The organism is Mesorhizobium sp. M7A.F.Ca.MR.176.00.0.0 (assembly GCF_004023165.1).
In the GTDB taxonomy this organism is placed as follows: Bacteria; Pseudomonadota; Alphaproteobacteria; order Rhizobiales; family Rhizobiaceae; genus Mesorhizobium.
Window position 1 is genome coordinate 1 of the sequence record NZ_RZTC01000093.1, and the last position, 25,352, is coordinate 25,352.

The window sequence follows — 25,352 nt, forward strand, 5'->3', positions numbered from 1 at the left end:
GACGAGGACGTTGCGCCCACCCCTCCCGACCAACCGCCGGTTGCCACGGAACCGCTGATCCCCGACCCGCCCGCCGCGACGCCGCGCTGGGGGCGAGGAAACACTTCCAGTTCGGACTGAACCGATTTGAGCCGCTTGCAGCGTATTGACGTGCAGGGTTGCCGCAACTACGGAAACGTCACCGCCGCAACCTAAGGCGGGCAAACACCAGAATTTCCATCCGGCCGGAATTCCATCCGGCCAAAATTCAGTCAGGAATGTCGGCTTTCGACAACTCAGAACGGGCGCAGGCTGTTATAGCGCGCCCAACTAGCGTGAAGAGGTGACAGGCAAATGAAGATCCTTGTGCCCGTGAAGCGGGTTGTGGATGCGAACGTCAAGGTTCGCGTGAAGGCTGATGGTTCGGCGGTGGAGCTCGCCAACGTCAAGATGGCGATGAACCCGTTTGACGAAATCGCGGTGGAAGAAGCAATCCGGCTGAAGGAAGCCGGCAAGGCTGAAGAAATCATCGTCGTCTCGATCGGCCCGCAGCAGGCGCAGGAAACACTGCGCACCGCGCTCGCCATGGGCGCCGACCGCGCCATCCTGGTCAAGACCGAGGAACAGACCGAGCCGCTCGGCGTCGCCAAGGTGCTGAAAGGCGTCGTCGACGCCGAGCAGCCCGGCCTCGTCATTCTCGGCAAGCAGGCCATCGACGACGACTCCAACCAGACCGGCCAGATGCTGGCGGCACTGCTTGGCTGGGCGCAGGGCACCTTCGCTTCCAAGATCGTGCTCGACGGCGACAAGGCCAAGGTGACGCGCGAAGTCGACGGCGGCCTGCAGACCGTGGAACTGAAGATGCCGGTGATCGTCACCGCCGACCTTCGCCTCAACCAGCCGCGCTATGCCTCGTTGCCCAACATCATGAAGGCCAAGAAGAAGCAGCTCGACGAGAAGACCCCGGCCGACTACGGCGCCGACGTCAAGCCGCGGCTGAAGATCATCAAGACCGAGGAGCCAAGCGGCCGCAAGGCAGGCGTCAAGGTCAAGAGCGTCACTGAGCTGGTCGACAAGCTCAAGAACGAAGCCGGCGTGTTGTAAGCGATCGGGAAAGGAACAGAAAAATGGCTATTCTCCTCATCGCAGAACACGACAACGCAACGCTTTCCGACCAGACCGCCAAGGCGCTGTCGGCGGCGCTGCAGATCGGCTCGGACGTGCATGTGCTGGTTGCCGGCAAAGGCGCCAAGCTGGCAGCCGACGCTGCCGCCAAGCTCAAGGGCGTGAGCAAGGTGCTGCTGGCCGAGGCAGACGAACTTGCCGAGCGCCTGGCCGAGCCGACGGCAGCACTGGTCGTATCGTTGGCAGGCGCTTACGACACCATCATCGCGCCGGCGACCTCGTCGGGCAAGAATGTTGCGCCGCGAGTCGCAGCGCTCCTCGATGTCGCGCAGGTGTCCGAGATCATCGAAGTCGTATCGCCCGACACCTTCAAGCGGCCGATCTATGCCGGCAACGCCATCCAGACGGTGCAGTCGAGCGACGCCAAGAAGGTGATCACGGTGCGCACGGCCTCGTTCCAGGCAGCCCCCGAGGGCGGCTCGGCGGCGGTCGAGACCGTCAAGGCCGCGGCCAATCCCGGCCTGTCCACCTTCGTCGAGAACAAGCTTTCCGAGACCGACCGTCCGGAGCTGACCTCGGCCAAGATCATCATCTCGGGTGGTCGTGCGCTGGGTTCGGCGGAGAAGTTCCAGGAGGTCATCCTGCCGGTCGCTGACAAGCTCGGTGCCGCCGTCGGCGCCTCCCGCGCCGCGGTCGATGCCGGCTATGCGCCGAACGACTGGCAGGTCGGCCAGACCGGCAAGGTGGTTGCCCCCGATCTTTACATCGCGGTCGGCATCTCCGGCGCCATCCAGCATCTCGCCGGCATGAAGGATTCGAAGGTCATCGTCGCCATCAACAAGGACGAGGAGGCGCCGATTTTCCAGGTTGCCGACTACGGCCTCGTCGGCGATCTCTTCGTCATTCTGCCGGAGCTGCAAAAGGCGCTTTGACGCTTTCTGCCAAAGCGTATTAAATGGTGAGGGTGGGGTAGACGAAGTCGCCCCGCCCTTTTAGTTTGCACCGCACAAAAAGCAGGCCGCAAAGGCGAAAAGCAATCCAGCAAAAGTGCGCAGCGGTTTTGCGTCCGGAATTGCGGTAAAAAAAGGTGGAGCGCTTTCGCAGTTCAAGCGGAAGGGCTCAGGACGGGATCGGTGTAATGAGCAAGATCGAGACGATCGGCATCATCGGCGCGGGCCAGATGGGCGGCGGCATCGCCCATGTCTCCGCGCTTTCGGGCTACAAGGTGCTGATCTACGATATTTCGCCCGACCGCATCGAGAAAGGCATCGCCACAATCAGCGGCAACATGGCCCGCCAGGTGGGGTCCGGCAAGCTCGACGAGAAGGTGCGCAACGACGCGATGGGCCGCATTTCGGCCGCGCCCGCGATGGCCGATCTTGCCGGCGCGGATCTGGTGATCGAGGCGGCGACAGAGGACGAGACGGTCAAGCGCAAGATCTACGCCCAGCTTTGTCCGCAGCTCAATCCCGAAGCCATCCTGGCGACCAACACCTCGTCGATCTCGATCACGCGGCTTGCCGCGCAGACCGACCGGCCTGAGCGGTTCATCGGCATACATTTCATGAACCCGGTGCCGCTGATGAAGCTGGTCGAGCTGGTGCGCGGCATCGCCACCGAGGACCAGACCTTCGAGGCGGCCAAGACCTATGTGAAGCAGCTCGACAAGACGATCACGGTCTCGGAGGATTTTCCGGCCTTCATCGTCAACCGCATCCTGTTGCCGATGATCAACGAGGCGATCTACACGCTCTATGAGGGTGTCGGCTCGGTCGACGCCATCGACACCGCCATGCGGCTCGGCGCCAACCATCCGATGGGGCCGCTGCAGTTGGCCGATTTCATCGGGCTCGATACCTGCCTGTCGATCATGCAGGTGCTGCATGACGGCCTGTCGGACTCCAAGTACCGCCCTTGCCCGCTGCTGGTGAAATATGTCGAGGCCGGCTGGCTCGGCCGCAAGACCGGGCGCGGCTTCTACGACTATCGTGGCGAGCATCCCGTTCCGACGCGCTGAGCGCATCGTCGACGCAAATCAGGGACAAGCCTTCGGATCGGCGGTTGACAGGCTCGATCAGGAGGCCGCCGCCAGCGGCTCTGTCCGGCCCTCCACGATCCGTGCGTCGGACGCCACGGAGACACAGCCGCGGCCGGCCGCCTTGGCCGCATAGCAGGCCGCATCGGCTCTCGCGATGATCTCGTCGACCTCGCCGCAATTGGCATTGATCGCAGCCAGTCCGATGCTGGCGCCGATCACGTGAGGACGGCCGTCCCAGGTGAAGTCCAGCCCGCCGATCGCATCGATGATGGAGCGTGCCGCGATCTTGGCGCCGGCTGCCGAACCCGATTTCAGAATGACCGCGAATTCGTCGCCGCCGAGGCGAGCGACGATATCGTCTGGACCAAGCACGCCGCGAATCGCCTCGGCAACCCGCTTCAGCAGCGCGTCTCCCGCCGCGTGTCCGCCGGTGTCGTTGACCAGTTTGAAGTGGTCGAGATCGATGAACATGAACTGATGTCCGGCGCCTCCGACCGACTTCGTCGTGTCGGCGGTGCCGTCCTTGCGCGCCTGGCCGACCAGGTCTTCCATGGCACGGATGAAGCTCGAGCGGTTGCCAAGGCCGGTCAGCGCATCGTGTGCCGCGGCGTGCGCCAGCTGGCGCTGCAGCGCGCGCGCATCGGTAAAGTCCTGGAAGACGATGACCAGCCCGCAGAATTCGTTCCGTTCGTTGATGATCGGCGACACCACCTGGCGGATGCTGCAGCGCGTGTCGTCGCGCCGGATCAGGACGGCGCGGCTGTTCTGGTCGGCGGGCGCATGAACGCCAACCGCGGGCCGGGTGACGCCGATCCTGTGCCCCGTCTCCTCGTCGACCGCCCAGTAGACATGGCCAAGCATCTTGCCGAGAGCCTCGCCGCCGGCAATCCCGGTCAGCTTTTCGGCGACCGGGTTCATGAAGGTGATACGGTTTGCGGCATCGGTGCAGATGACGGCATCGCCGATTGATTGCAGCGTCACCCTCAGCCGCTCCTTTTCGTCGGCAAGCATTGCCGCCGACACAGTAAGGCGCTCTTCGGCCTCCTTGCGGCGGGTGATGTCGGTCAGGCTGCCGATGGCCCTGATCAGCCGTCCATCCTCGTCGCGTTCGATGGCCTTGCCGCGGTCGAGTATCCACATCCAGTGGCCATCCTTGTGGCGCATCCTGAATTCGGCTTCAAAGAACGGTGTCTTGCCCTCGAGATGGGCGCGATCGGCTTCGGCGACAGTCTCGCGATCGTCGGGATGAATCATCGTCAGCCAGCGATCGGTGTCGCCATCGAGCTCGCCATCCGCATAGCCCAGCATCTTGACCCAGGTCGAGGAATAGGTCGTGCCCCCCTTGCGCATGTCGAGGTCCCAGACGCCTTGGCCGGCACCAGCCAGAGCAAAATTCCAACGCGTCTCCGCCTCGGCAATGCGCGCCTCGGCCTGCTTGCGCGCGTCGATGTTCTCGATTTGCGAGACGAGATAGAGCGGGCGGCCGCTGGTCTCATCGCGAATGACCGAACCGGCAAGATGGGCCCAGACGGGCGTTCCGTCCTTCCTGAGATAACGCTTCTCGAAGTGGAAGGAATTGACCGTGCCCGCCTTCAGATCGTCCATCGTCTCCCGCCCGATCAGCAGATCGTCGGGATGCGTGATCTGGAAGAAAGTCAGCGCCTCGATCTCTTCGCTTGTGTAGCCAAGCATGGCGGCGAAGGCCGGATTGGTTTGGCGGATGCGACCGTCGAGAGCGACAACCACGATGCCGATCGCCGAATCCTCCATGGCGCGGCGGAAGCGCAGCTCGCTCTCGGCGATCTGCTGGCGATCCCTGCTGATCCTGCGGATAGACAGGGCGGCGAGGAACAGCGCGCCCGCCGCCACCGCCACCGCGATCTGCAGGCAGAGCCTCAACGCTTCGGTGCCGAAATCCAGGCTCGACAGCAGGATCGAGGTCGCCAGCACGCCCAGGCCGGCGACGAGCAACGCCAGCCCTGCATGCCCAAGAGATTTTCGGCTGGTTAATCCTCGCCACATCACGATACGTGCCACCCCCGTGCGCAAACGCATGTTCTCGCATCAACCTTGGCGGATCGATTTTAAGGAAAGGTTGCGTCCGGCATGCCGGCGTGGTCGCTAACCGGCAAACAATTGCCGGCATGATTAAGGATCGGTGCACGGGTCCGCGATCGTTGCGAAACGCTACCAGCGTATGAAAAACCGTCCGCCGAGCGCACCGAGCAATGCGAGCGCTACGATCGCTGCCGTGTACCAGGTGGCGACGAAAAGCGGCGAGTCGTCGAAGCAGTGCGCGGCATAGAAGGTTGCCGCCAGCCCGCCGGCGAGCAGACCCGCCACCGCACCGGCAAGCACCGGCCGTGTCGGCGCGCCATAGCGCAGCATCCACAGGAAGATGGCAAGCGGGCCAATACCGATCAGCGGGATAAAGCCCATGCAGAGCATCATGTTGGAGCCGACCATCCGTGTACCCCACAGCGCCTCCGGCACCATGAAAAGCTCAAGAAGCACCGCCACGGCGACCAGCACGGGCGCCGCAGCCATCCAGGCCATTGCCCGGCCCGTCGAGGCGCCCGGCGTCGACAAGGCGCGGATCAGGGCGAAGGCGCTGACGGCCAGCACGATGGTGAAGACGAATTTGGAGAGGAAGCGCATCGTGTGAGCGGCCGCCACGAAGTCCGGGCGCGGGCCGATGGTCAGCAGGAATACGACGGTCGCGATCACCGCCCCCGCACCGGCGGCCAGCCACCAGGCCGACAGCAACGGGATTGCCTTGCTGCTTGCGTCGGCGTCCAGCGCCTTGATGAGATCATCCGTCCTCATGTCATTCCCGCCCGAACCGCCCCTGCCCGAATCGCTTGGCTATCGCGGCAAGTCCGCGATGCAGCGACACACGCACCGCCGTCTCGCTGATGCCGAACTTCGCCGCCGTCTCACCAATGGACCGCCCTTCCACCGACACGGCCGAGACCACGGAGCGCTGTGCCGGCGACAGGCTGTCCAATGCCCGGTTGATGTCTCGCTCGCTGACGGTCTCGGTTTCCGGCTCGGCGAACGTCTCGGCGATATCGTCGACATCGATCTCGATGCGCCGTCCTCGCCGCCGGAACGCATCGATCAGCTTGAAGCGGGCGATCGCGTAGATCCACGGCAACACCGGCGCATCCTGGCGCCAGGTATGTCGTTTTACATGAATGGCCAGCAAGGTTTCCTGCACGACATCCTCGGGATCGACCCCGCCCTGCACGATCTTGCGCCTGGCAAAACCGCGAACCAGCGCGGCAATCCGGTGCAGAAAGTCGGCGTAAGCCCTTTCATCTCCCGCGATCGCGGCCCGCATCAGCCGGGAAAGTTCGGCCTCGTCCTTGCCGCTCACAAGAGTTCACTCCCCCGAATTTCGCGTCTCGGCGCTGATTTGTTACGTGGCCGGCGAAATAATGTCCAAGCCAAACTATCGGCAAATCACGAAAGTTTGCGGCACACCGCGCGCCGATCGCCAGTGCGATATTGCCCCGCGCTCTTGTTCGAGAACTCAAGGCTTGGCGCCGAACATGGCGTCCCGGAAAGACCTGAAGCCCTTTCGAACGGTCAGCTTCATCCGTCTGCGACGGTACTTGTTTTTCAGGCGGCCCAAGATCTGGAGATGTGTCTCATCGATAACCGGAGTGGATAGGGGATCGTTAGCATATGGCAGCTGTGCCAAGGCATCTGCATGCATGTTGGCGTAAGGCAACGAATCGTATCTGTCGAAGGGTGTGGGCGGGTCGTTCAATACAGTGGGATTGGTGTTGATCTCGAAAACCTGGATACGACCATCGACAATGGTGTAGTCGATCCTGCCATATGAGATCCCCGCCTTCTCGAAAATCGGCATCAGCTCTACCGCATGCGGATTGTCGCGCACAAAGGCGGTATGCTCGACCCGATGTTGCCCCGACATACCGCCTCCCTGTACCTTTATGAACCACTCCTTGCTGGCGAAGCAGTGTTGCGCATAACTGCGCTCGCCGATCCGATATGCCGAGTATTTCCGGTAGCTGCCATCGGCACCAGCCTTTGCTCCAAACTCCACCACCATGGGGCGAACAAAATTCATCGTACCCAGGTTCGAGAGCGCCTCGCCGAGTTCCGCCGGCGATTGCAACAGCGGCGGCACTTTATAAGCGGCGCCCGTCTCGTCACGCAGAAAGACAGGGAAACGCATTCCCGCCGGCAGAATTTCGGGTCTGTATACATTGAAATCATTGATGCCGTCCGCGAACAGCATACGCAATAGATCGAAACGCTGAAGGCTTTTTCGGGGATGGTTGAGTTGAAACAGATCAGGCTGCTGCGACTTCATCCGCTGGCTGAGATTGGAGCATGCTTCAATCTCTGCTTCGCTCAGTCGGTCCAAATCCGTCCAAAGAACGGTGCCTCTGGAAATCTCAAGCAGATGCGCCCGTTCGTCATAGGGAACAAAGCGCACAGAACCCTGCAAATCCGTTCGAAAATAGAGTAGCAGGCTTGCCAGGGTATAGGCATGCAAGCGATGGCAAACATAGAAGATCATGAGACAACCCGCCCCTACTCATGCACTCATCAACAGCTGGTATCAGAAAATTATCGATTCGATATCGCAATTACGAGCCGCCTTTCGACGATGAAGATGATCGTATTTCAACAGCTTATGGCAGACGACGTTCCGGGCATGGCCGCGATGGAGGCCGCGGCCTGGGGAAGACTCGGTGCCAGCGAAAAAACAATTCACCACCGGCTTTCGCTCGGGCATACAATGATCCTGGCCATGGTTGAGAACCTTGTTGCCGGCGCGATCTGCTTCGTGGAAACCAGCCAAGATCCGCACGATACGGGAAGGTTCCCCAAGACCTTCTCCGCCTACTCTTCGCTTGCCAGGAGCCAACCTGCACGGTCACTCTACGTGTACAATCTTGGTGTGCGACCCGAATTCCGCGGCACCGACATGGCACGCCGCCTGTTGTCGCAAATGTCTGACTATGGACGGCAGGTCGGTGCGCGTTGGTTGGTCGGCGACGGACGTTGCCCGTCCTACGCGGGAGCACAGGACGAGTTGCCCGACAAGGTTCGGCCGGATCCGGAATTTCGTCGGACCATCGACGATTGGCATCGGACCGGTGTCATGCCTTCGGTGGAATCCATAACGAGGGATCCGCTACTGCGGTTCTATAACCGTGTTCTCCGGTGCGAATTTCTACATCTCGCGTCCGATTTTCTACCTGAAGACATGAGTTCCGGCGGATTTCGCGTTATCTTTGCTGTCGATCTTGCCCGATGACAGATCAGGCTGATCTATTTGACCCCATCGCCCATGGCAGCGATGCGTTTCCCGAATTCGCCCGTCGTCGGAGTTCAGGAGGCGCCAGTTGGGGCAAACCTCCTTATCCCGAGGTCGGTGAAGCCTTCTACGTGTTCAGCCATGCGCTTGTTTCCCAAGCCTTGAAACACCCACTGTTGCTGCAGGCACCGCCGGGCGCCTATCAGGAGGTCAGGCAAAAGATCAGCGCCAATCCGGCCCTGGACCTGTTGACCCGTTCCATGCTGCTGTCCGACCCGCCGCGGCACATGCGCCTGCGCCGCCCATTGGCTGGTTCGCTAAGCTTTTCCTCCTGCAACGGGCTATTCGACCGGCTTGCGGCCAAAGCGTCGGAACTTACGCAGGCAGCTGTACAAAAACCGGAGTTCGACGCGGTTCGTGATATAGGCCTGCCGCTAGCGTTTTCAGGCCTGGAACAGATCCTTGGTATCGACATGGACGATCCCTGGCGGATTGGCGCCGACGCACAGCTTATGGCCAACGCCCTGGAAATAAGGGCCGGCGGCGTAGACGAAGACGCAAACGATGCCTGCCGCCGGTTGGAGGCATGGGTATCCAGCGTGATAGAACACGGTACTGTGCGCCCAAACGGTATTTCAGCTCAGATGCTTGCCGAAGTCGAGGCTGGCCGCTGGCTGAGAGACGATGCCATTGCAAACATCGTATTCCTGCTCTTTGCCGGGCAGGCGACAGTCGTCGATACCTTCGGCAATGCGCTGGTCGCGCTTGCACGCTTCCCAGAACAGCTTTCGCTGCTTGAAGATGGGAAAGTCAGTTGGTTTTCAGCAGCCGAAGAGCTGCTCCGTTTTTGCGCTCCGGTTCACTATGCCGGAGCGCGCATCGCCGCGGAAGATATGCAATTTGGTGGCGCAACCATAAAAGCCGGGCAGGCCGTCGTACCCGTGCTGGCGAGCGCCAATCGAGACATTTCTGTTTTTCCGGCGGGCGACCGGTTGGATTTGGGTTCCGGCATTTCGTCGGCCCTTGCCTTTGGCACCGGACTGCATGCCTGTCTGGGTCAACACGTCGCCCGGTTAGAAATAGCTGTACTGCTGGAGGCCTTGTTCACGCAGGCCAAAGGCTGGTGCTTGGACCTTCCCAGGGTCGTCAGGCGGCATTCGTTGCTTTTCCACGGTCTGCAAGCCGCCCCATTCATCCGGCCCGCGGATCAACCATCGGTTTGAATTCGCACGCCATTCGCGTCCCTTCATACTTGGAATTGTGAGCCCGATATCAAGCGTTTGTGCTTCAGCGACCGATTGAAGCAGATCACCAATGTTGACTAAGCCTGTCAGGTATCGGTAGGTGAGCCGGTGCCAACCCGAACTTTAGGACAATGTCATGAAATATGCTCTTTCCACCCTCGCCGGCGCCACGGCGCTGGCAATCATGCTGATCGCCAGCCCGTCGATGGCCGAGGATGCCGGCATCATTGTCTATAACGCCCAGCACGAAAGCCTGACCAAGGCGTGGGCCGAAGGCTTCACCAAGGAAACGGGCATCAAGGTCACAGTGCGCAATGGCGGCGACAGCGACTTCTCCAATCAGATCGTCGCCGAGGGCACTGCTTCACCCGCAGACGTGTTCCTGACGGAAAACTCACCAGCCATGGCGCTGGTCGAGAGCGCCGGCCTGTTCGCGCCGGTCGATGCCGACACGTTGGCACAGGTTCCGCAGGACTATCAGCCGGCCAGCGGCAAATGGGTCGGCGTCGCCGCGCGCAGCACGGTCTTTGCCTATAACAAGACCAAGCTGACGGCCGACCAGCTGCCCAAGTCGATGCTTGACCTCGCCAATCCGAACTGGAAGGGCCGCTGGGCCGCCTCCCCGTCGGGCGCCGATTTCCAGGCCATCGTCAGCGCCCTGCTCCAGCTCAAGGGCGAAGCCGCTACCGCCGACTGGCTGAAGGCGATGAAAACCAATTTCACCGCCTACAAGGGCAACAGCACGGTGATGAAGGCGGTCAATGCCGGCGAGATCGAAGGCGGCGTCATCTATCACTATTACTACTTCGGCGATCAGGCCAAGACCGGCGAAAACAGCAAGAATGTCGAGCTGCACTATTTCAAGAACCAGGATCCGGGCGCCTTCGTCTCGATCTCCGGCGGCGGCGTGCTGGCCTCCAGCAAGCATCCCAAGGAAGCCCAGGCGTTCCTGAAATGGCTGACCGGCAAGGGCGGTCAGGACGTGCTGAAAACAGGCGACTCCTTCGAATACGCGGTCGGCAAGGGTGCGGACTCCAACCCGAAGCTGGTGCCACTCGCCGATCTGCAGGCGCCGAAGGTCGATGCCACGACGCTGAACTCCAAGAAGGTCACCGACCTGATGACGGCAGCCGGCTTGCTTTAGTTGCCATTCGTCCTAAAAGGACACCCGACCACGCTCCCGCGGGAATTCGCCTTCCGCGGGAGTGATTTTGTTTTTCGAGATGGCATTCGTCGATGACGACACGCTGTGTTCCCGACCGCGATCGCGGTCCTTCAATTGCTGCCGCTGGACGGCAACGGCACGGCGTCTGACCTGATGCAGTCCGCGGTCGATCTCGCGCGTTCGGGCCTGCCTTCGGGCACAGGCCGAAGGGCCCGGCGACGCGCACCGCTGTGGCTGGTCCTCGCCGCCATCTTCGTTGCGCTGCTGGCGCTGGTGCCGCTCGCCTTCATCATCTGGATCGCGGTGCAGACCGGCTGGGAAACCGTCTCGGCGCTGGTCTTCCGGCCGCGTGTCGGCGAGCTTCTGGTCAACACTGTCCTGCTGGTCGCGCTCTCGGTGCCGATCACCATCGTGCTGTCGGTTGCGCTGGCCTGGCTGACCGAGCGCAGCGACCTGCCGGGCGACCGGATCTGGTCCTGGCTGTGCGTGGCGCCGCTCGCCATCCCCGCCTTCGTCCACAGCTACGCCTGGATCACCATGGTGCCGGGACTGCACGGCCTGTGGGCCGGCGTGCTGGTTTCCGTTATCGCCTATTTCCCGTTCCTGTATCTGCCGGTGTCGGCGGCATTGCGCCGTCTCGATCCCGCCCTCGAGGACGCCGCCGCCGCACTCGGCCTTGGACCCCGACGCGTGTTCTGGCGGGTCGTGCTGCCGCAATTGCGGCTCGCCATCTGCGGCGGCTCACTGCTGGTCGGCCTGCATCTGCTGGCCGAGTACGGCCTCTATGTCTTCATCCGCTTCGACACCTTCACCACGGCGATCGTCGACCAGTTCCAATCGACCTTCAATGGACCGGCCGCCAACATGCTGGCCGGCGTGCTGGTCAGCTGCTGCTTCGTGCTGCTCGGCCTCGAAGTGCTGGTGCGCGGCGAGGAGCGCTATGCCCGCGTCGGCTCGGGTGCGGCGCGCCATCAGCAACGCGCAAGCCTCGGGCGCGCCACCATTCCGAGCCTGCTCTTGCTTGTCGTCACCACGCTTTTGGCGCTCGGCGTGCCGTTCGTCACCATCGGCGGCTGGCTTGTCGCCGGCGGCGCCGCTGTCTGGCGCCTGGACGAGATCGGCCTGGCGCTTGGGCAGACGCTGTTCCTGGCGCTCGCCGGCGCCTTGCTCGCCACCGTCGCCGCCATGCCGATGGCCTGGATCTCGATCCGCGCCCCGGGGCCATTGCAGCGCCTGCTGGAGGGCTGCAACTACATTGTCGGCTCGTTGCCGGGGGTTGTCATAGCGCTGGCGCTGGTCACCATCACGGTGCGCATCGCGCTGCCGCTCTACCAGACCCTGTTCACCATCCTGGTGGCCTATGCGCTGATGTTCCTGCCACGCGCGCTGGTCAGCTTGCGGGCATCTATCGCGCAGGCACCGGTCGAGCTCGAACGCGCCGCTTCCAGCCTCGGCCGCCCGCCGCTGCAGGCGCTGTGGTCGACGACGATCCGCCTGTCGGCGCCGGGTGCCGCGGCCGGCATGGCGCTGGTGGCGCTCGGCATCATGAACGAACTGACTGCCACCCAGATGCTGGCGCCGAACGGCACCCGCACGCTGGCGATGGCGTTCTGGTCCTACAGCGGCGAGATTGATTATGCCTCCGCGGCACCTTACGCCTTCATCATGGTGGCGATGTCGCTGCCCTTGACCTGGCTGCTCTATGTCCAGTCGAAACGGATGGCCGGACGATGAGCTTTCTCGAAATCGGCGGCCTGCACAAGCAGTACGGCCCGGTGGCCGCCCTTGCCGGCGTCGACCTGAACGTCGCCAGCGGCAGCCGCACGGCGATTGTCGGTCCTTCCGGCTGCGGCAAGACGACCCTGCTGCGGCTGATTGCCGGCTTCGAGGCGCCGGACCAGGGGCACATCACGCTCGACGGTACGATATTGGCCAATGGCGGCGCTGCGGTGCCGGCATATCGGCGAGGCATCGGCGTGGTGGCGCAGGATGGCGCCCTGTTTCCGCATCTGACCATTGGCGACAATATCGGTTTCGGCATGGGTCGCGGCGAGGACAAGCGCACCGAGCGCATCGTCGAGCTCGCCTATATCGTCGGGCTGGACAAGGCGATCCTCAAGCGCCGCCCGCACGAGCTCTCCGGCGGCCAGCAGCAGCGCGTGGCGCTGGCTCGCGCCATGGCGATGAAGCCCCGGCTGATGCTGCTCGACGAGCCGTTCTCGGCACTCGATACCGGCCTGCGCGCCTCGATGCGCAAGGCGGTGGCCGAGCTTCTGGAAGCTGCCGGCATCACTACCATCCTGGTGACGCACGACCAGGCCGAGGCGCTGTCCTTCGCCAGCCAGGTCGCGGTGATGCGCGACGGCAAGTTCTCGCAGATCGGCACGCCGCGCGAGCTCTATCTCAAGCCGAAGGACAGGATGATCGCCGAATTCCTTGGCGACGCCATCATCCTGCCGGCCAAGATATCGGATGGATTCGCCAACTCGCCCCTCGGCCGCATCGCGGTCGACACCAATGACAGCCGCGATATCGCCCGTATCATGCTTCGCCCGGAGCAGATCGCGCTGAAGAGAACGTCGCGCGAGGGCATGTCCGGCACCTCGGACATGCTGTTCGGCGAAGTGACGGAATCCGAATTCGCCGGCTCGATGTGCACGGTCGCGGTGCGGCTCTTGAACAATGCCGATCCGCCCGATGCGGCCGCGATCGGCAACACGCCGCTGGTCCTGCGCAAACCGGGCATGGACGCGCCGGCGGTCGGCGAGATCGTCCGGCTGACCGTATCGGGAAAGGCGCATGTCTTCGCCTGAACACCGTATGCTGGAGCAATTCTAGGAAACTGTGAAGCGGTTTTCCGTCTGGAATTGCGTCAAAACAAAGAGTTAGAGCAGCTCGCCGTTTCCGTGAAACGGTGAAACGCTCTGGGCATATCTTTTGGATTAGCCGACGCGCTTTCCTGTCTGATCGAACCAGTGCAGCTTTTCTGCCTTGGCAACCACGCGCAATTGGTTGCCAACCGTGGCGGTGGCGCGACCCGCGACACGCACGACGATACGGTTGCCGCCTGCCGCACAGTGAAGGAAACTTTCGGCGCCTACCGGTTCGACTGCCTCGACCAGCGCCGGCAGGACGAGGGCGCCGGGCGGCGCCTCCGCATTGAAGGTGACGTCGGCATCCTCGGGCCGAAAACCGAGGGTCGCAGCTCTTGCCTCCCGAGGTGCGAAAGCGATCGCCGTGCCGTCTGCGAGCACCGCGCCCGAGGCGCTTTCGGTCAGTGCCAGGAGATTCATCGGCGGCGCGCCAATGAAGGAAGCGACGAAGGTCGAGGCCGGCCTTTCATAGATGTCGAGCGGCGCCCCCATTTGCTCGACCAGTCCGCCGTTCATGACGACGAGGATGTCGGCCAACGTCATCGCCTCGAGCTGGTCATGCGTGACATAGACCGACGTGACGCCAAGCGAGCGTTGCAGGTTCTTTATCTCGACGCGCATCTGGCCACGCAATTTGGCATCGAGATTGGAGAGCGGCTCGTCGAACAGGAAAACCCTCGGGTTGCGCACAATGGCACGACCCATGGCGACACGCTGGCGCTGGCCGCCGGAAAGCTCGCGCGGGCGGCGGTCGAGCAGCGCCGAAAGTTCGAGTATTTTCGCCGTCGCGCGGACCCGGCTGTCGATCTCATCTTTCGGCGTGCCGCGGTTGCGCAGCCCATAGGCCATGTTGTCGTAGACTTTCATATGCGGATAGAGCGCATAGTTCTGGAACACCATGGCGATGTCCCGCTCGGTCGGACCGATTGAGTTTACGATCTTGCCGTCGATCGCAACTGTTCCCGAGGAGATGGTTTCGAGCCCGGCGATCATCCTGAGCAGCGTGGACTTGCCGCAGCCCGATGGGCCGACCAGCACGCAAAGCTGCCTGTCGGGAACTGCGATTGAAACGCCCTTCACGGCCTCGAAACCGCTGGGGTAGACCTTCTTCACATCCTTCAGATCGACGGTCGCCATCAGCTTCTCACTTTTCGGAATCGACCAGGCCGCGAACGAACCAGCGCTGCATCAGCACCACGACCAGGATCGGTGGCACGATGGCCAGCATCGCTGTGACCATGACCAGGTGCCATTGCGTGTCGGCATCGGCGAAGGAGACCATCTTTCTCAACGCGATAACGATCGTGTTCATGTTGCTGCTGTTGGTGACGAGCAACGGCCACAGATACTGTGTCCAGCCATAAATGAAGAGGATGACGAACAGCGCCGCGATGTTTGTCCGCGACAGCGGCAACAGGATATCGAAGAAGAAGCGCCACGGCCCCGCACCATCAACACGCGCCGCCTCCACCAGTTCACTTGGAATGGTCATGAAAAACTGTCGAAACAGCAATGTGGCGGTGGCGGAGGCGATCAGCGGGATAATCAGGCCGGCATAGGTGTCGATCATGCCGAGATCGACCATCACCTTGTAGGTCGGCAGGATGCGCACCTCGACGGGAAGCATCAAGGTGACGAAGATCAGCCAGAAGAAGGTCATGCGCAGCGGAAAGCGGAAAAATACGATCGCGTAGGCCGACAGGATCGAGATGAAGATCTTTCCCACCGCGATGCCGAGCGCCATGATCGTCGTGTTGAGCAGCAGCCTGCCGACGCTGACGCCGCCGATACGGCCGACACCGCCGAACAGCGCTTCGGTGTAATTGTTCCAGAACTGATCGCCGGGCAGGAGCGGCAATGGCGGCCTGAGGATCGTTTGCAGCGTCTGCGTCGAGGCAACGAACGTGTAGTAGATCGGGAAAGCAACGATCAATATGCCGAGGATCAGCACGGCGTGGGCGATGACGGTGCGGAGCGGTGACTGGCCGATCATCGCTCGCCCTCAGCCGTAATGGACTTTGCGTTCCACATAGCGGAACTGGATGGCCGTGAGCGAGATGACGATGACCATCAGGATGACCGACTGCGCCGCCGAGTCACCGAGGATCAGATTGACGAAGCCGTCATTGTAGACCTTGTAGACCAGCGTTTCAGTCGTCTTGCCCGGACCGCCCCCGGTGACGGCATGGACGATGCCGAACGTGTCGAACAGGGCATAGACGGTGTTGACGACCAGCAGGAAGAAGGTCGTCGGCGCAAGCAGCGGGAAGACGATGGTCCAGAATCGCTTGGTCTCGCCGGCGCCGTCCATGGCCGCCGCCTCGATCAAGGCTTTCGGCACCGCCTGCAGGCCGGCGACGAAGAACAGGAAATTGTAGCTGATCTGCTTCCAGGCAGCGGCGGACACCAGCAGGATCATGGCGTGGGTGCCGTTGAGCAGTGGATCCCAGGCGATGCCGAAACTTCTCAGCATGTAGGCCAGCGACCCGATCGACGGGTTGAAGAGGAACAGCCACAGCATACCGGCGATCGCCGGCGCCACCGCGTAGGGCCAGATCAAGAGCGTGCGGTAGAGACCTTTGCCGCGCACCACCTTCTCTGCCATGACCGCGAGCAAGAGCGCCACGCACATGGCAACGATGGCGGTCGCAAGGGAAAACACCACCGTGACCTTGATCGAGTTCAGGTAGGCCGGATCGGCAAGCACTTTCCTGAAATTGGCGAACCAGACGAACTTGGTCCTCAGTCCGAACGGATCCTGCCTGAGCATGGATTGGTAGAACGCCTGACCGGCCGGCCAGTAGAAAAACACGAGCGTGATGGCCAGTTGCGGCGCCACCAGCAGGTAGGGAAGGATCTTGTTGGGAAACACGACGCGAGGGGTCATGGAGCCACTCCGAGGTGATGAGGCGGGCGGCACGATGTGGCATCCCTCTTCGCCAAGATGGCTTTGATGAGCGTTTCGGATTGGGCTTCATCGACCGTTGGCGAAATCGCAAGCGACGGCAAAACTCCCCTCGCCGAGGGGAGATGCCTGGCAGGACAGGTGGATGCGCCGTAGAGCAAGGACCTGCGCTCGCTCTAATTCCCCAGCGCTTCCTTGATCGCCGCATTGCCACGCGTAACCGCATTGTCGAGCGCCTGCTGCGCGGTTTGCTGGCCGGCGAGCATCTTTTCGAACTCCTCGTTCTGGATATCGCGCACCTGCGGCAGGTTCGGCAGACGTACGCCCTTGGAATTGTCGGTTGGCGCCTTACCCGTCATCTGCAGGATCGGGGTCTCGCGACCGACGTTCTTGTCATAGAAACCGGACTTCTTGGTCGCTTCATAGGCGGCAAGCGTTACCGGCAGATAACCCGACTTCTGGTGCAGGTATTCTTGCACCTCGGTCTTCGACAGGTAGGCGAAGAAGGCCGCGACGCCCTTGTATTCCTCGTCGGATTTATCAGCGAAAACCCACAGGCTGGCGCCACCCGGCGTCGTGTTCTGCGGTGCGCCCTTGGCGTCGCTGTCATGGGGCAATTGGCCGATGCCGTAATTCATGCCGGACTTGACGATATCGCCAAGGCCGCCGGAGGATTCGGTCATGATCCCGCATTCGCCGGCGAGGAAGATCTGCTTGGCTTCGGAGGTGCGGCCGCCATATTTGAAAGTGCCGTCCTTGGCGAGGTCCGCCAGCGCCTGGAAGTGGTTGACGAAAATCGGCGCATTGATCTTGAGCTCGACATCGCCGCCGGCCAGACCGTTCTGCTGGGTGGCCCATGACACGTCATTCCAGGCCGCGAAATTCTCCAGATGGATCCAGGTCAGCCAGGTCGAGGTGTAGCCGCAGGCGGCCGCGCCGCTCGCCTTGATCTTCTTGGCGTCTTCCCACACCTCGTTCCAGGTCTTGGGCGGGCTGTCGACGTCGAGACCAGCCTTCTTGAAGATATCCTTGTTGTAATAAAGGATCGGCGAGGAGGAGTTGTAGGGGAAGGAGAGCATGGTGCCGTCCGGCTTCGAATAATAGCCGACTATGCCTGGCAGATACTGGCTCTTGTCGAAGGTCATTCCAGCGCTGGTCAACACATCGGCTGCCGGCTTGATTGCGCCTTCGGCTGCCATCATCACGCCGGTGCCGACGTCGAACACCTGCATAATGTCGGGCGCCTGGCCGGCACGGTAGGCGGCGATGCCGGCATTCAGCGTCTCGGGATACGTGCCTTTGAACACCGGAACAAGTTCATAGTCGCTCTGGCTGGCATTGAAATCTTTGGAGATCTTGTCGACAACTTCGGCATTGGCGCCAGTCATGGCGTGCCACCAACTGATCTGCGTGACAGCAAAAGCGGAGGTTGAGGAAAGCATCATAAAGGTAGCGGCAACACCGGCCGCGAAGCCGAAGGACTTCATGTTTCATCTCCCGTTTGTCATTGGCGAAAGGGGGCACTCCCGCAAAGGCAATATGTGTCGCTCGTGACAATCAGACAACGGTTTTGTTGCAGATCGACGAACTTCGCCCTTTACCCGACGCCACCCTCGCCTCCGCTTGGACGCATGGAAAGCCACACGGCTAGCCGGCTTAGCGAGACGACGAGCGCCAGGAACTGCCGTCGGAACTGCCAAGCTAGCTTTCGGGGTGGCAGCCTTGATTGCAGCCGCTGCAACCCGAAGAGACACGCCAAGGTTGCAGGCGACTTTATCGATCCCTCAACGGCAAAGCGCTACTCAATCCTGCTGCCCTGTTTATTTCCAAAGATCAGGTGAAATAAAATGCTGACGGTCTACAATTGTATCGTCAACGAACACGATCTGAGACTGGTCGCACTCGCCGCGCTGATCTGCGGAATTTCCTGTTTCTCTGCCGTCAACCTGCTTCATCACATAAGCCGCTCCACCGATCGGAACCGGCTTGCCTGGCTGATGATCGCGGCCACTTCGACCGGCTTCGGCATCTGGGCAACGCACTTCATCGCCATGCTCGCATTCACACCGGGCATACCCAGTGCTTACGATCCCGCACTTTCCGTGCTTTCGCTCGCTGCTTCGGTCACTCTGACGGCAGCCGGCATGTGGATCGCCACCTCGCGGAATGAGTTCGACTATCATCTCGTCGGCGGCGCCGTGCTGGGCGGCGGTATCGCGGCCATGCACTACATCGGTATGGCGGCGTTCGAGGTTCAGGGCCGCATCGAGTGGAACCTGTTGCTTGTCGCCGTTTCCCTTCTGGCCGGCGTAACGCTCGCGGCGCTGGCGCTGCGTGTCGTGCAGCGCCGTCCCTCCTTGAAGGCGACATCCGGCGGCGCGGTGCTGCTGACGCTGGCGATCTGCACCTTGCATTTCATCGGTATGGGTGCCGTCTCGATCTTCCCCGATCCCTCGATCGTCATATCCGAATACACGATCGAGCCGACCTCGCAGGCTTTTGCGGCCGCCGCCGCCACACTGGTGATCCTGGTTCTGTCGGCATCGGCGCTGTGGATCGATTTGCGCTTCCGTCGCCAGAAGCTCGAGGTAGACCGCATGCACGGTCTGGCCAATGCCGCCGTGGAGGGGCTGATCGTCTGCGACGGCCACCGCATCATCAGTGCCAATGACAGCATGGCGACATTGACGGGCATCGCAACAGCGACGCTGAACGGAATGCAGCTTGGCGATCTCTTCGGATCCGATATGTCGGGCTTCGGCGAACAGCCGCAGGAGGCCGAATTGAGCGGCCGCGATGGCACGAGCATTCCTGTCGAGCTGATCGCCAGGAGCATCGACTATTGTGGCAAGCCTCACAACGTGGTTGCGGTCCGCGACATTCGCGAGCGCAAGAAGGCGGAACAGGAGATCCTGCGGCTTGCCCATTTCGATCCATTGACCGGACTGGCCAATCGCCGCAGCTTTTCCGGCCGGCTGGAGACGGAAATTGCTGCGATAGGCCGGACCAGGAAAGGCGGCCAGCTTGCGCTTCTGCTGCTCGATCTCGACCGGTTCAAGGAGGTCAACGACCTGTATGGGCACGGCGCGGGCGACGCAATGCTGCAGAAGGTTGCGCACTGCGTTACCGGCATTCTTCGCCAAGGACAGATGGTGGCGCGGCTGGGCGGCGATGAGTTCGCCATCATCGCGCCGAACCTGACCGACCCGTTGGAGGCGGGCCGTATCGCCAACACCGTGCTGACCGCCATGCGCGAGGAAAACCGGCTTTCTGTCGGCGGCGGCCTTGTGTCGGCAAGCATCGGCATTGCGCTGTATCCATCGGATGCCGAAAACCAGGCCAGCCTGATAAGCCACGCCGATACGGCGCTCTACCGGGCCAAGACCGAAGGCAAGGACACCTACCGCTATTTCGAAGCTTCGATGGGGGCCGAGGCCCGCGACAAGCGCGTGATGGAGCACGAACTGCGCCAGGCGGTCGCACGCCAGGAGTTCTACCTCGTCTACCAGCCGCAGAAAGAGATCAGCAGCGGAAAGATGGTCGGCTTCGAAGCCCTGGTCCGCTGGCGGCATCCGACGCGCGGCGACGTCTCGCCGAGCATATTCATCCCGGTCGCCGAAGACAGCGGCGCCATTGGCCAGATTGGCGAATGGGTGCTGACGGCCGCCTGCGAGGAAGCCGCCCGCTGGGAAAATCCGCTGACGGTGGCCGTCAACGTTTCGGCGGTGCAGCTCCACAACACGAATTTCAGCCGCGAGGTCCACGAAACCTTGCTGAATTCCGGCCTGGCGCCCGGCAGGCTCGAGCTTGAGATCACCGAGACGGCGCTTGTCAAGGACATGCCGCGGGCATTGGCCACCTTGCGGCAGGTCAAGGCGCTAGGCGTGCGCGTCGCCATGGACGATTTTGGAACCGGCTATTCCTCGCTCTCCAACCTTCGCGCCTTTCCCTTCGACAAGATCAAGATCGATGGCTCATTCATCAAGTCCGTCGACAAGAACGGCCAGGTCGCGGCGATCGTGCGCGCCGTCCTGGGACTTGGACGCGGGCTCGGCCTGCCGGTTCTGGCGGAGGGTGTCGAGACGCTCGGCGAACTGAAGTTCCTGGACGCCGAAGCCTGCGAGATCGGCCAGGGCTACTATATCGGCAAGCCGGCTCTCATCGAGGAATTCGGCGATCTGACCGGCGTCGTCGCACCCGCTGTCGGCAGCAAACCCGCCAGCCTGCGCGACAGAAGCGTTCTGGCCTTCGCGCCCGCACCCGCGCTAGCCACACGCTAGACTACAGGCTCTCGGGCTTGAGTGCCGTCTCGACCAGCCGCCTGGCGTCCGGCCCCGACCATTCGGCCGGGCCGTTCATGTGGGCGATCAGGCAGCCCTCGCCGTCGATCAGCATGGTGACGGGAAGGCCTAGCGCCAAGCCGCGCTTCTTGAGGTCGTTGAACAGCGTCATCGTCGAATCCCGGTAATAGCCGAGCGTCGCGACGCCGGTATCGCTGAGGAACTTCTTCGGCTTCACATCGTCGCCGGCATCGACGTTGACGGCGACCACTTCAAAGGAGTCGCTGCCCTTTTCCTTCTGCAGCGCATCGAGCGCCGGCATTTCGGCACGGCACGGCGCGCACCATGTCGCCCACAGATTGAGCAGCACCGTCTTGCCGGCATGATCGGCAAGCGTCATCGGCTTGCCGTCCGGACCATTGAAGGCAAGGCTCTTCATGGATTGAGGCGGATCGGCCGGCAAAAGTGCCGCAACCTCACCGGTGGCCGACGCCGCGACTTTCTTGGCGCGGTCGCTCTTGGCCGCGCAAGTCACGTCGTCCCTGCTGTCACCCACGGCAGCTTGTGCCGGTGCATTGTTGCCAGACCGGCTCTCGCTGACATATACCGCGACCGCGCCCGCCAGCGCGCCCGCCACCAAGGCGGCGAGGATCAGGCGCGGGGCCGGGAAGAATCTACTACCGTCTGCCATTTTCTCAAAACTGCTCCGAAGCACGGGTTATAGCCATGAGCGACAAGAAAACCAGCAACCAGATGTGGGGCGGACGTTTTGCCTCGGGTCCGGCCGCGATCATGGAAGCGATCAACGCGTCTATCTCCTTCGACCGCAAACTCTATGCGCAGGACATCAAAGGCTCGATCGCCCATAGCGAGATGCTGGCGCAAACGGGCATTATTTCGGCGGCCGACCAAGAAAAAATCGCTGACGGGCTGAACACGATCCTGAAAGAGATCGAGGCCGGCAGCTTCGAGTTTTCGACACGGCTCGAAGACATCCACATGAACATCGAGGCGCGCCTCGCCGATCTGATCGGCCCGGCGGCCGGCCGGCTGCACACCGCCCGCTCGCGCAATGATCAAGTCGCGGTCGATTTGCGGCTGTGGGTCAAGGATGAATGCTTTCGCGTCGCCGAGGCGTTGAAAGGGCTGATCGAGGCGCTGCTGGAGCGGGCCGAGGAGCATGCCGCGACCGTGATGCCGGGCTTTACCCATATGCAGGCGGCCCAGCCGGTGACCTTCGGCCATCACTGCATGGCCTATGTCGAGATGTTTTCGCGCGACCTGTCGCGCGTGCGCGATGCGATCGAGCGGATGGATGAAAGCCCGCTCGGTGCCGCGGCCCTCGCCGGCACCAGCTTCCCGATCGACCGTCACCGGACCGCCAAGGCGCTCGGCTTCCGCGAGCCGATGCGCAATTCGCTCGACAGCGTCTCGGATCGCGATTTCGCGCTCGAGTTCCTCGGCGTGGCGGCGATCTGCGCCACGCATCTGTCACGGCTGGCCGAAGAGATCATCATCTGGTCGACGCCGCAGTTCGGCTTCGTCAGGCTGTCGGACTCGTTTTCCACCGGCTCCTCCATCATGCCGCAGAAGAAGAACCCCGATGCCGCCGAACTGGTGCGCGGCAAGACCGGCCGCGTCACCGGTCATCTGGTCGGCCTGCTGACGGTGATGAAGGGCATGCCTTTGACCTATGGCAAGGATATGCAGGAAGACAAGGAATCGGTGTTCGACGCCGCCGAGACGCTCGACCTGATGCTGGCGGCGATGACCGGCATGGTCTCGGACATGACGGTCAACGCTGCCGCAATGAAGAAGGCCGCCGGCTCCGGCCACGCGACAGCAACCGACCTTGCCGACTGGCTGGTGCGCACGCTCGGCCTGCCGTTCCGCGAGGCGCATCATGTCACCGGCCGGGCGGTGGCGCTGGCCGAAGACAGGAAGGTGGGGCTGGAGAAGCTTTCACTGGAGGATTTGCAGTCGATCAATTCCGGCATCACGGCCGACATATTTTCGGTGCTGGCGGTGCAGAACTCGGTCAAGAGCCGCACCAGTTTCGGCGGCACGGCGCCGTCGGAAGTGAGGAAGCAGATCCGTGCCTGGAAAAAGCGACTGGCGAAAGCGTAATGCCGGATATTGCGAGCAGTAATATCCCGGATATTGCGACGGGCAATATCTCGGGGTGCAATGCGCCGAGAACTCGGCTAAAAGCGGCGGCTGACAAACGTTTCGGACGGATGGATCGATGACCGGAAGCAGGATTTTGGTGACGCTGACGCTGCTGGTTGCGATCGCGGCCGTTTCGGCCTGCGGCAGGAGGGGCGCTCTCGACACGCCCTATGAGGCGGCCGTGCAGGCGCGCAAGGATGCCTCAAAGGCCCACCAGCCCGTGCCGCCGGAGCCGGAAAAACCGGTCAAGGACAAGAAATTCATCCTCGACCCGCTGATCTAGAGCCGACGAGAGCCGGGCCTTTCAACCCGATCTCATCGCGCCCCAACTTCCGGAACCACTCTCGTGAACCATTTCGACTACCGCGACGGCGTGCTCCATGCCGAGGACGTGGCGATCCCCGACATCGCCGCACAGATCGGCACGCCATTCTACTGCTATTCGACGGCGACCCTGACCAGGCACTACCGGGTGTTTGCCCAGTCCTTTGCAGGGCTGGACGCGCTGGTCTGCTACGCCATGAAGGCCAATTCCAACCAGGCCGTCCTGCGGACGCTGGCCAAGCTCGGCGCCGGCGCCGACGTGGTTTCGGAAGGTGAATTGCGCCGGGCGCTCGCCGCCGGCATTCCGGCCGGCAAGATCCTGTTTTCGGGCGTCGGCAAGACCGCGCGCGAAATGGACTTTGCCCTTGCTGCCGGCATCCTTTGCTTCAACGTCGAATCCGAGCCTGAACTCGAGCTGTTGTCGGCGCGAGCCACCGCCCTTGGCAAGGTGGCGTCGATCTCGCTGCGCATCAATCCCGACGTCGACGCCAAGACCCACAAGAAGATCTCCACCGGCAAGGCCGAGAACAAGTTCGGCATCCCGTGGCAGCGGGCGCGGCAGGTTTATGCCCGCGCGGCAAAGCTTCCCGGCATCAGGATCACCGGCATCGATACCCATATCGGCAGCCAGATCACCGAGCTGCAGCCCTTCGACGATGCCTTCGCCCTGCTTGTCGATCTCGTCGGCGCGCTGCGGGCGGACGGCCATGCCATCGAGCATATCGATGTCGGCGGCGGGCTCGGCATTCCCTACCGCATCGACAACAACCCGCCGCCGCTGCCCGACGCCTATGCCCAGATCGTCAGGAAGCATGTCACCAAGCTCGGGCTGAAGGTGATGTTCGAGCCTGGCCGGCTGATATCGGGCAATGCCGGCATCCTCGTCTCGGAAGTGATCTTCGTGAAGGAAGGCGACGCCAAGAACTTCCTCGTCGTTGATGCCGCCATGAACGATCTCATCCGGCCGACGCTCTACGACGCCTTCCACGACATCCGTCCGGTCGTGCAGCCGCCGGCCGACACGCCGCGCATGATGGTCGACGTGGTAGGCCCGGTCTGCGAGACCGGCGACTATATCGGCCTGGACCGCGATCTGCCCAGGCTGAAGGCCGGCGACCTGATTGCCGTCTCCACCGCCGGCGCCTATGGCGCGGTGCAGGCCGGCACCTACAACACCCGCCTGCTGGTGCCGGAGGTGCTGGTCGACGGCGACCGGTTCCACGTCGTGCGCCCACGCCCGACCTATGACGACCTGATCGGGCTGGATTCCATGCCCGACTGGCTTGCATAGAAGCGCCGGAAACACACCTACCCGTCATAGGGAGCAAGTCATGACGAACGGCATCACCGTCACACGCGAGCGCATTGCCGCGATGGAACCGCGCATCCGCCCCTATATCAGGCACACGCCGGTGCTGCGCGTCGACATGGCCGACTTCGACCAGCCGCCGCTGGCCGTCGACCTGAAGCTCGAATGCCTGCAGCATTCCGGCTCGTTCAAGGCGCGCGGCGCCTTCACCAATCTCTTGGAGCGTCCGGTTCCCGAGGCCGGTGTCGTCGCAGCATCGGGCGGCAACCATGGCGCGGCCGTCGCCTATGCCGCCATGCGGCTCGGCCACAAGGCGACCATCTTCGTTCCCGAAGTGAGCCCGCCAGCCAAACTGGAGCGAATCCGCTCCTACGGCGCCGAACTGATCGGCGGCGGCGCCCGCTACGCCGAGGCGCTGGCGGCCAGCGAACGGTTCGCCGAGGAGACCGGCGCCTTGCAGATCCATGCCTTCAACCAGGAGGAAACGCTCGTCGGCCAGGGCACGCTCGGGCTCGAAATCGAGAGCGATTTGCCTCGGATCGACATGCTGCTGGTCGCTGTCGGCGGCGGCGGCCTGATCGGCGGCATCGCTGCCTGGTTTGCCGGCCGCATCCGCATTATCGCCGTCGAGCCGGAAGGAGC

General features: G+C 62.5%; 22 protein-coding genes. 13 read left to right on the top strand and 9 right to left on the bottom strand.

Annotation, left to right across the window (positions count from 1 at the left end):
- Positions 1–333 precede the first annotated feature (333 nt).
- The 3 genes from EOB59_RS25505 (at position 334) to EOB59_RS25515 (ending at position 3,121) form a co-directional block, all read left to right on the top strand.
- Positions 334–1,083 (top strand): electron transfer flavoprotein subunit beta/FixA family protein, encoded by a 750-nt coding sequence (locus tag EOB59_RS25505; RefSeq protein ID WP_127331584.1) that lies wholly within the window; start codon positions 334–336, stop codon positions 1,081–1,083.
- Between the two features lie 23 nt (positions 1,084–1,106).
- Entirely contained in the window at positions 1,107–2,036 is a 930-nt protein-coding gene (locus EOB59_RS25510) for an electron transfer flavoprotein subunit alpha/FixB family protein (protein ID WP_128289504.1), read from the top strand.
- A gap of 206 nt (positions 2,037–2,242) precedes the next feature.
- Entirely contained in the window at positions 2,243–3,121 is an 879-nt protein-coding gene (locus tag EOB59_RS25515) for a 3-hydroxybutyryl-CoA dehydrogenase (protein WP_013529423.1), read from the top strand.
- 57 nt (positions 3,122–3,178) lie between these two features.
- On the opposite strand, the gene EOB59_RS25520 is transcribed toward EOB59_RS25515, so the two are convergent.
- From EOB59_RS25520 to EOB59_RS25535, 4 genes are all read right to left on the bottom strand, one after another.
- Positions 3,179–5,113 (bottom strand): PAS domain S-box protein, encoded by a 1,935-nt coding sequence (locus tag EOB59_RS25520; protein WP_245486751.1) that lies wholly within the window; start codon positions 5,111–5,113, stop codon positions 3,179–3,181.
- Between the two features lie 216 nt (positions 5,114–5,329).
- On the bottom strand, positions 5,330–5,968 hold the full coding sequence (locus EOB59_RS25525) for an NrsF family protein (RefSeq protein ID WP_128289506.1): 639 nt from the start codon (positions 5,966–5,968) through the stop codon (positions 5,330–5,332).
- Between the two features lies 1 nt (position 5,969).
- The gene (locus EOB59_RS25530; protein WP_127379999.1) at positions 5,970–6,521 is read right to left on the bottom strand and encodes a sigma-70 family RNA polymerase sigma factor; all 552 of its coding nucleotides are present in this window, start codon (positions 6,519–6,521) and stop codon (positions 5,970–5,972) included.
- A gap of 156 nt (positions 6,522–6,677) precedes the next feature.
- Positions 6,678–7,697 carry a hypothetical protein gene (locus EOB59_RS25535; RefSeq protein WP_128289507.1) on the bottom strand — a complete coding sequence of 340 codons (1,020 nt, stop codon included), beginning with the start codon at positions 7,695–7,697 and terminating at the stop codon, positions 6,678–6,680.
- Between the two features lie 90 nt (positions 7,698–7,787).
- Between EOB59_RS25535 and EOB59_RS25540 the strand changes: the two genes are divergently transcribed.
- The 5 genes from EOB59_RS25540 to EOB59_RS25560 all read left to right on the top strand — a co-directional run bounded on the left by EOB59_RS25540 (position 7,788) and on the right by EOB59_RS25560 (position 13,663).
- Positions 7,788–8,441 carry an N-acetyltransferase gene (locus EOB59_RS25540; RefSeq protein WP_127318816.1) on the top strand — a complete coding sequence of 218 codons (654 nt, stop codon included), beginning with the start codon at positions 7,788–7,790 and terminating at the stop codon, positions 8,439–8,441.
- Complete coding sequence (locus EOB59_RS25545; protein ID WP_128289508.1) at positions 8,438–9,664, top strand: cytochrome P450; 1,227 nt, start codon at positions 8,438–8,440, stop codon at positions 9,662–9,664. Before EOB59_RS25540 ends, EOB59_RS25545 begins: the two co-directional genes overlap by 4 nt.
- 157 nt (positions 9,665–9,821) lie before the next feature.
- Complete coding sequence (locus tag EOB59_RS25550; protein WP_128289509.1) at positions 9,822–10,829, top strand: iron ABC transporter substrate-binding protein; 1,008 nt, start codon at positions 9,822–9,824, stop codon at positions 10,827–10,829.
- A 174-nt stretch (positions 10,830–11,003) separates the two neighbouring features.
- On the top strand, positions 11,004–12,584 hold the full coding sequence (locus tag EOB59_RS25555; RefSeq protein ID WP_164873943.1) for an iron ABC transporter permease: 1,581 nt from the start codon (positions 11,004–11,006) through the stop codon (positions 12,582–12,584).
- On the top strand, positions 12,581–13,663 hold the full coding sequence (locus tag EOB59_RS25560) for an ABC transporter ATP-binding protein (RefSeq protein ID WP_127268506.1): 1,083 nt from the start codon (positions 12,581–12,583) through the stop codon (positions 13,661–13,663). Before EOB59_RS25555 ends, EOB59_RS25560 begins: the two co-directional genes overlap by 4 nt.
- A gap of 129 nt (positions 13,664–13,792) precedes the next feature.
- Here EOB59_RS25560 and EOB59_RS25565 read toward each other — a convergent pair whose 3' ends face one another.
- The 4 genes from EOB59_RS25565 to ugpB form a co-directional block, all read right to left on the bottom strand.
- Positions 13,793–14,860 (bottom strand): sn-glycerol-3-phosphate import ATP-binding protein UgpC, encoded by a 1,068-nt coding sequence (locus EOB59_RS25565; protein WP_127809206.1) that lies wholly within the window; start codon positions 14,858–14,860, stop codon positions 13,793–13,795.
- Positions 14,861–14,867: 7 nt separating this feature from the next.
- Complete coding sequence (gene ugpE, locus EOB59_RS25570; RefSeq protein ID WP_128289510.1) at positions 14,868–15,716, bottom strand: sn-glycerol-3-phosphate ABC transporter permease UgpE; 849 nt, start codon at positions 15,714–15,716, stop codon at positions 14,868–14,870.
- A 9-nt stretch (positions 15,717–15,725) separates the two neighbouring features.
- Entirely contained in the window at positions 15,726–16,610 is an 885-nt protein-coding gene (gene ugpA / locus EOB59_RS25575; RefSeq protein ID WP_023811118.1) for a sn-glycerol-3-phosphate ABC transporter permease UgpA, read from the bottom strand.
- 194 nt (positions 16,611–16,804) lie between these two features.
- A complete protein-coding gene (gene ugpB / locus EOB59_RS25580) occupies positions 16,805–18,115 on the bottom strand; it encodes a sn-glycerol-3-phosphate ABC transporter substrate-binding protein UgpB (protein ID WP_127809204.1) in 1,311 nt (436 codons plus the stop codon).
- A 360-nt stretch (positions 18,116–18,475) separates the two neighbouring features.
- Here ugpB and EOB59_RS25585 point away from each other — a divergent pair, with 360 nt between their 5' ends.
- Positions 18,476–20,908: an EAL domain-containing protein gene (locus tag EOB59_RS25585; RefSeq protein WP_127809203.1), complete on the top strand. Its 2,433-nt coding sequence runs from the start codon at positions 18,476–18,478 to the stop codon at positions 20,906–20,908.
- Between the two features lies 1 nt (position 20,909).
- On the opposite strand, the gene EOB59_RS25590 is transcribed toward EOB59_RS25585, so the two are convergent.
- The gene (locus EOB59_RS25590) at positions 20,910–21,599 is read right to left on the bottom strand and encodes a TlpA disulfide reductase family protein (protein ID WP_127395970.1); all 690 of its coding nucleotides are present in this window, start codon (positions 21,597–21,599) and stop codon (positions 20,910–20,912) included.
- Between the two features lie 35 nt (positions 21,600–21,634).
- Here EOB59_RS25590 and argH point away from each other — a divergent pair, with 35 nt between their 5' ends.
- The 4 genes from argH to EOB59_RS25610 form a co-directional block, all read left to right on the top strand.
- Entirely contained in the window at positions 21,635–23,035 is a 1,401-nt protein-coding gene (argH, locus tag EOB59_RS25595; protein WP_127408624.1) for an argininosuccinate lyase, read from the top strand.
- A 118-nt stretch (positions 23,036–23,153) separates the two neighbouring features.
- Entirely contained in the window at positions 23,154–23,360 is a 207-nt protein-coding gene (locus EOB59_RS25600; RefSeq protein ID WP_023811112.1) for a lipoprotein, read from the top strand.
- A 63-nt stretch (positions 23,361–23,423) separates the two neighbouring features.
- A complete protein-coding gene (gene lysA, locus EOB59_RS25605; protein ID WP_127380008.1) occupies positions 23,424–24,692 on the top strand; it encodes a diaminopimelate decarboxylase in 1,269 nt (422 codons plus the stop codon).
- 40 nt (positions 24,693–24,732) lie between these two features.
- Positions 24,733–25,352, top strand: a 620-nt coding sequence (locus EOB59_RS25610) for a pyridoxal-phosphate dependent enzyme (protein WP_128289511.1), incomplete at its 3' end; no start/stop codon positions are given.

What these genes read in the sequence shown, in the direction of transcription:
- EOB59_RS25505 (WP_127331584.1), top strand. Translation starts at nt 334, where the DNA reads ATGAAGATCCTTGTGCCCGTGAAGCGGGTTGTGGATGCGAACGTCAAG.
- EOB59_RS25510 (WP_128289504.1), top strand. Translation starts at nt 1,107, where the DNA reads ATGGCTATTCTCCTCATCGCAGAACACGACAACGCAACGCTTTCCGAC.
- EOB59_RS25515 (WP_013529423.1), top strand. Translation starts at nt 2,243, where the DNA reads ATGAGCAAGATCGAGACGATCGGCATCATCGGCGCGGGCCAGATGGGC.
- EOB59_RS25525 (WP_128289506.1), bottom strand. Translation starts at nt 5,968, where the DNA reads ATGAGGACGGATGATCTCATCAAGGCGCTGGACGCCGACGCAAGCAGC.
- EOB59_RS25535 (WP_128289507.1), bottom strand. Translation starts at nt 7,697, where the DNA reads ATGATCTTCTATGTTTGCCATCGCTTGCATGCCTATACCCTGGCAAGC.
- EOB59_RS25540 (WP_127318816.1), top strand. Translation starts at nt 7,788, where the DNA reads ATGAAGATGATCGTATTTCAACAGCTTATGGCAGACGACGTTCCGGGC.
- EOB59_RS25545 (WP_128289508.1), top strand. Translation starts at nt 8,438, where the DNA reads ATGACAGATCAGGCTGATCTATTTGACCCCATCGCCCATGGCAGCGAT.
- EOB59_RS25550 (WP_128289509.1), top strand. Translation starts at nt 9,822, where the DNA reads ATGAAATATGCTCTTTCCACCCTCGCCGGCGCCACGGCGCTGGCAATC.
- EOB59_RS25555 (WP_164873943.1), top strand. Translation starts at nt 11,004, where the DNA reads ATGCAGTCCGCGGTCGATCTCGCGCGTTCGGGCCTGCCTTCGGGCACA.
- EOB59_RS25560 (WP_127268506.1), top strand. Translation starts at nt 12,581, where the DNA reads ATGAGCTTTCTCGAAATCGGCGGCCTGCACAAGCAGTACGGCCCGGTG.
- EOB59_RS25565 (WP_127809206.1), bottom strand. Translation starts at nt 14,860, where the DNA reads ATGGCGACCGTCGATCTGAAGGATGTGAAGAAGGTCTACCCCAGCGGT.
- ugpE (WP_128289510.1), bottom strand. Translation starts at nt 15,716, where the DNA reads ATGATCGGCCAGTCACCGCTCCGCACCGTCATCGCCCACGCCGTGCTG.
- ugpA (WP_023811118.1), bottom strand. Translation starts at nt 16,610, where the DNA reads ATGACCCCTCGCGTCGTGTTTCCCAACAAGATCCTTCCCTACCTGCTG.
- ugpB (WP_127809204.1), bottom strand. Translation starts at nt 18,115, where the DNA reads ATGAAGTCCTTCGGCTTCGCGGCCGGTGTTGCCGCTACCTTTATGATG.
- EOB59_RS25585 (WP_127809203.1), top strand. Translation starts at nt 18,476, where the DNA reads ATGCTGACGGTCTACAATTGTATCGTCAACGAACACGATCTGAGACTG.
- EOB59_RS25590 (WP_127395970.1), bottom strand. Translation starts at nt 21,599, where the DNA reads ATGGCAGACGGTAGTAGATTCTTCCCGGCCCCGCGCCTGATCCTCGCC.
- argH (WP_127408624.1), top strand. Translation starts at nt 21,635, where the DNA reads ATGAGCGACAAGAAAACCAGCAACCAGATGTGGGGCGGACGTTTTGCC.
- EOB59_RS25600 (WP_023811112.1), top strand. Translation starts at nt 23,154, where the DNA reads ATGACCGGAAGCAGGATTTTGGTGACGCTGACGCTGCTGGTTGCGATC.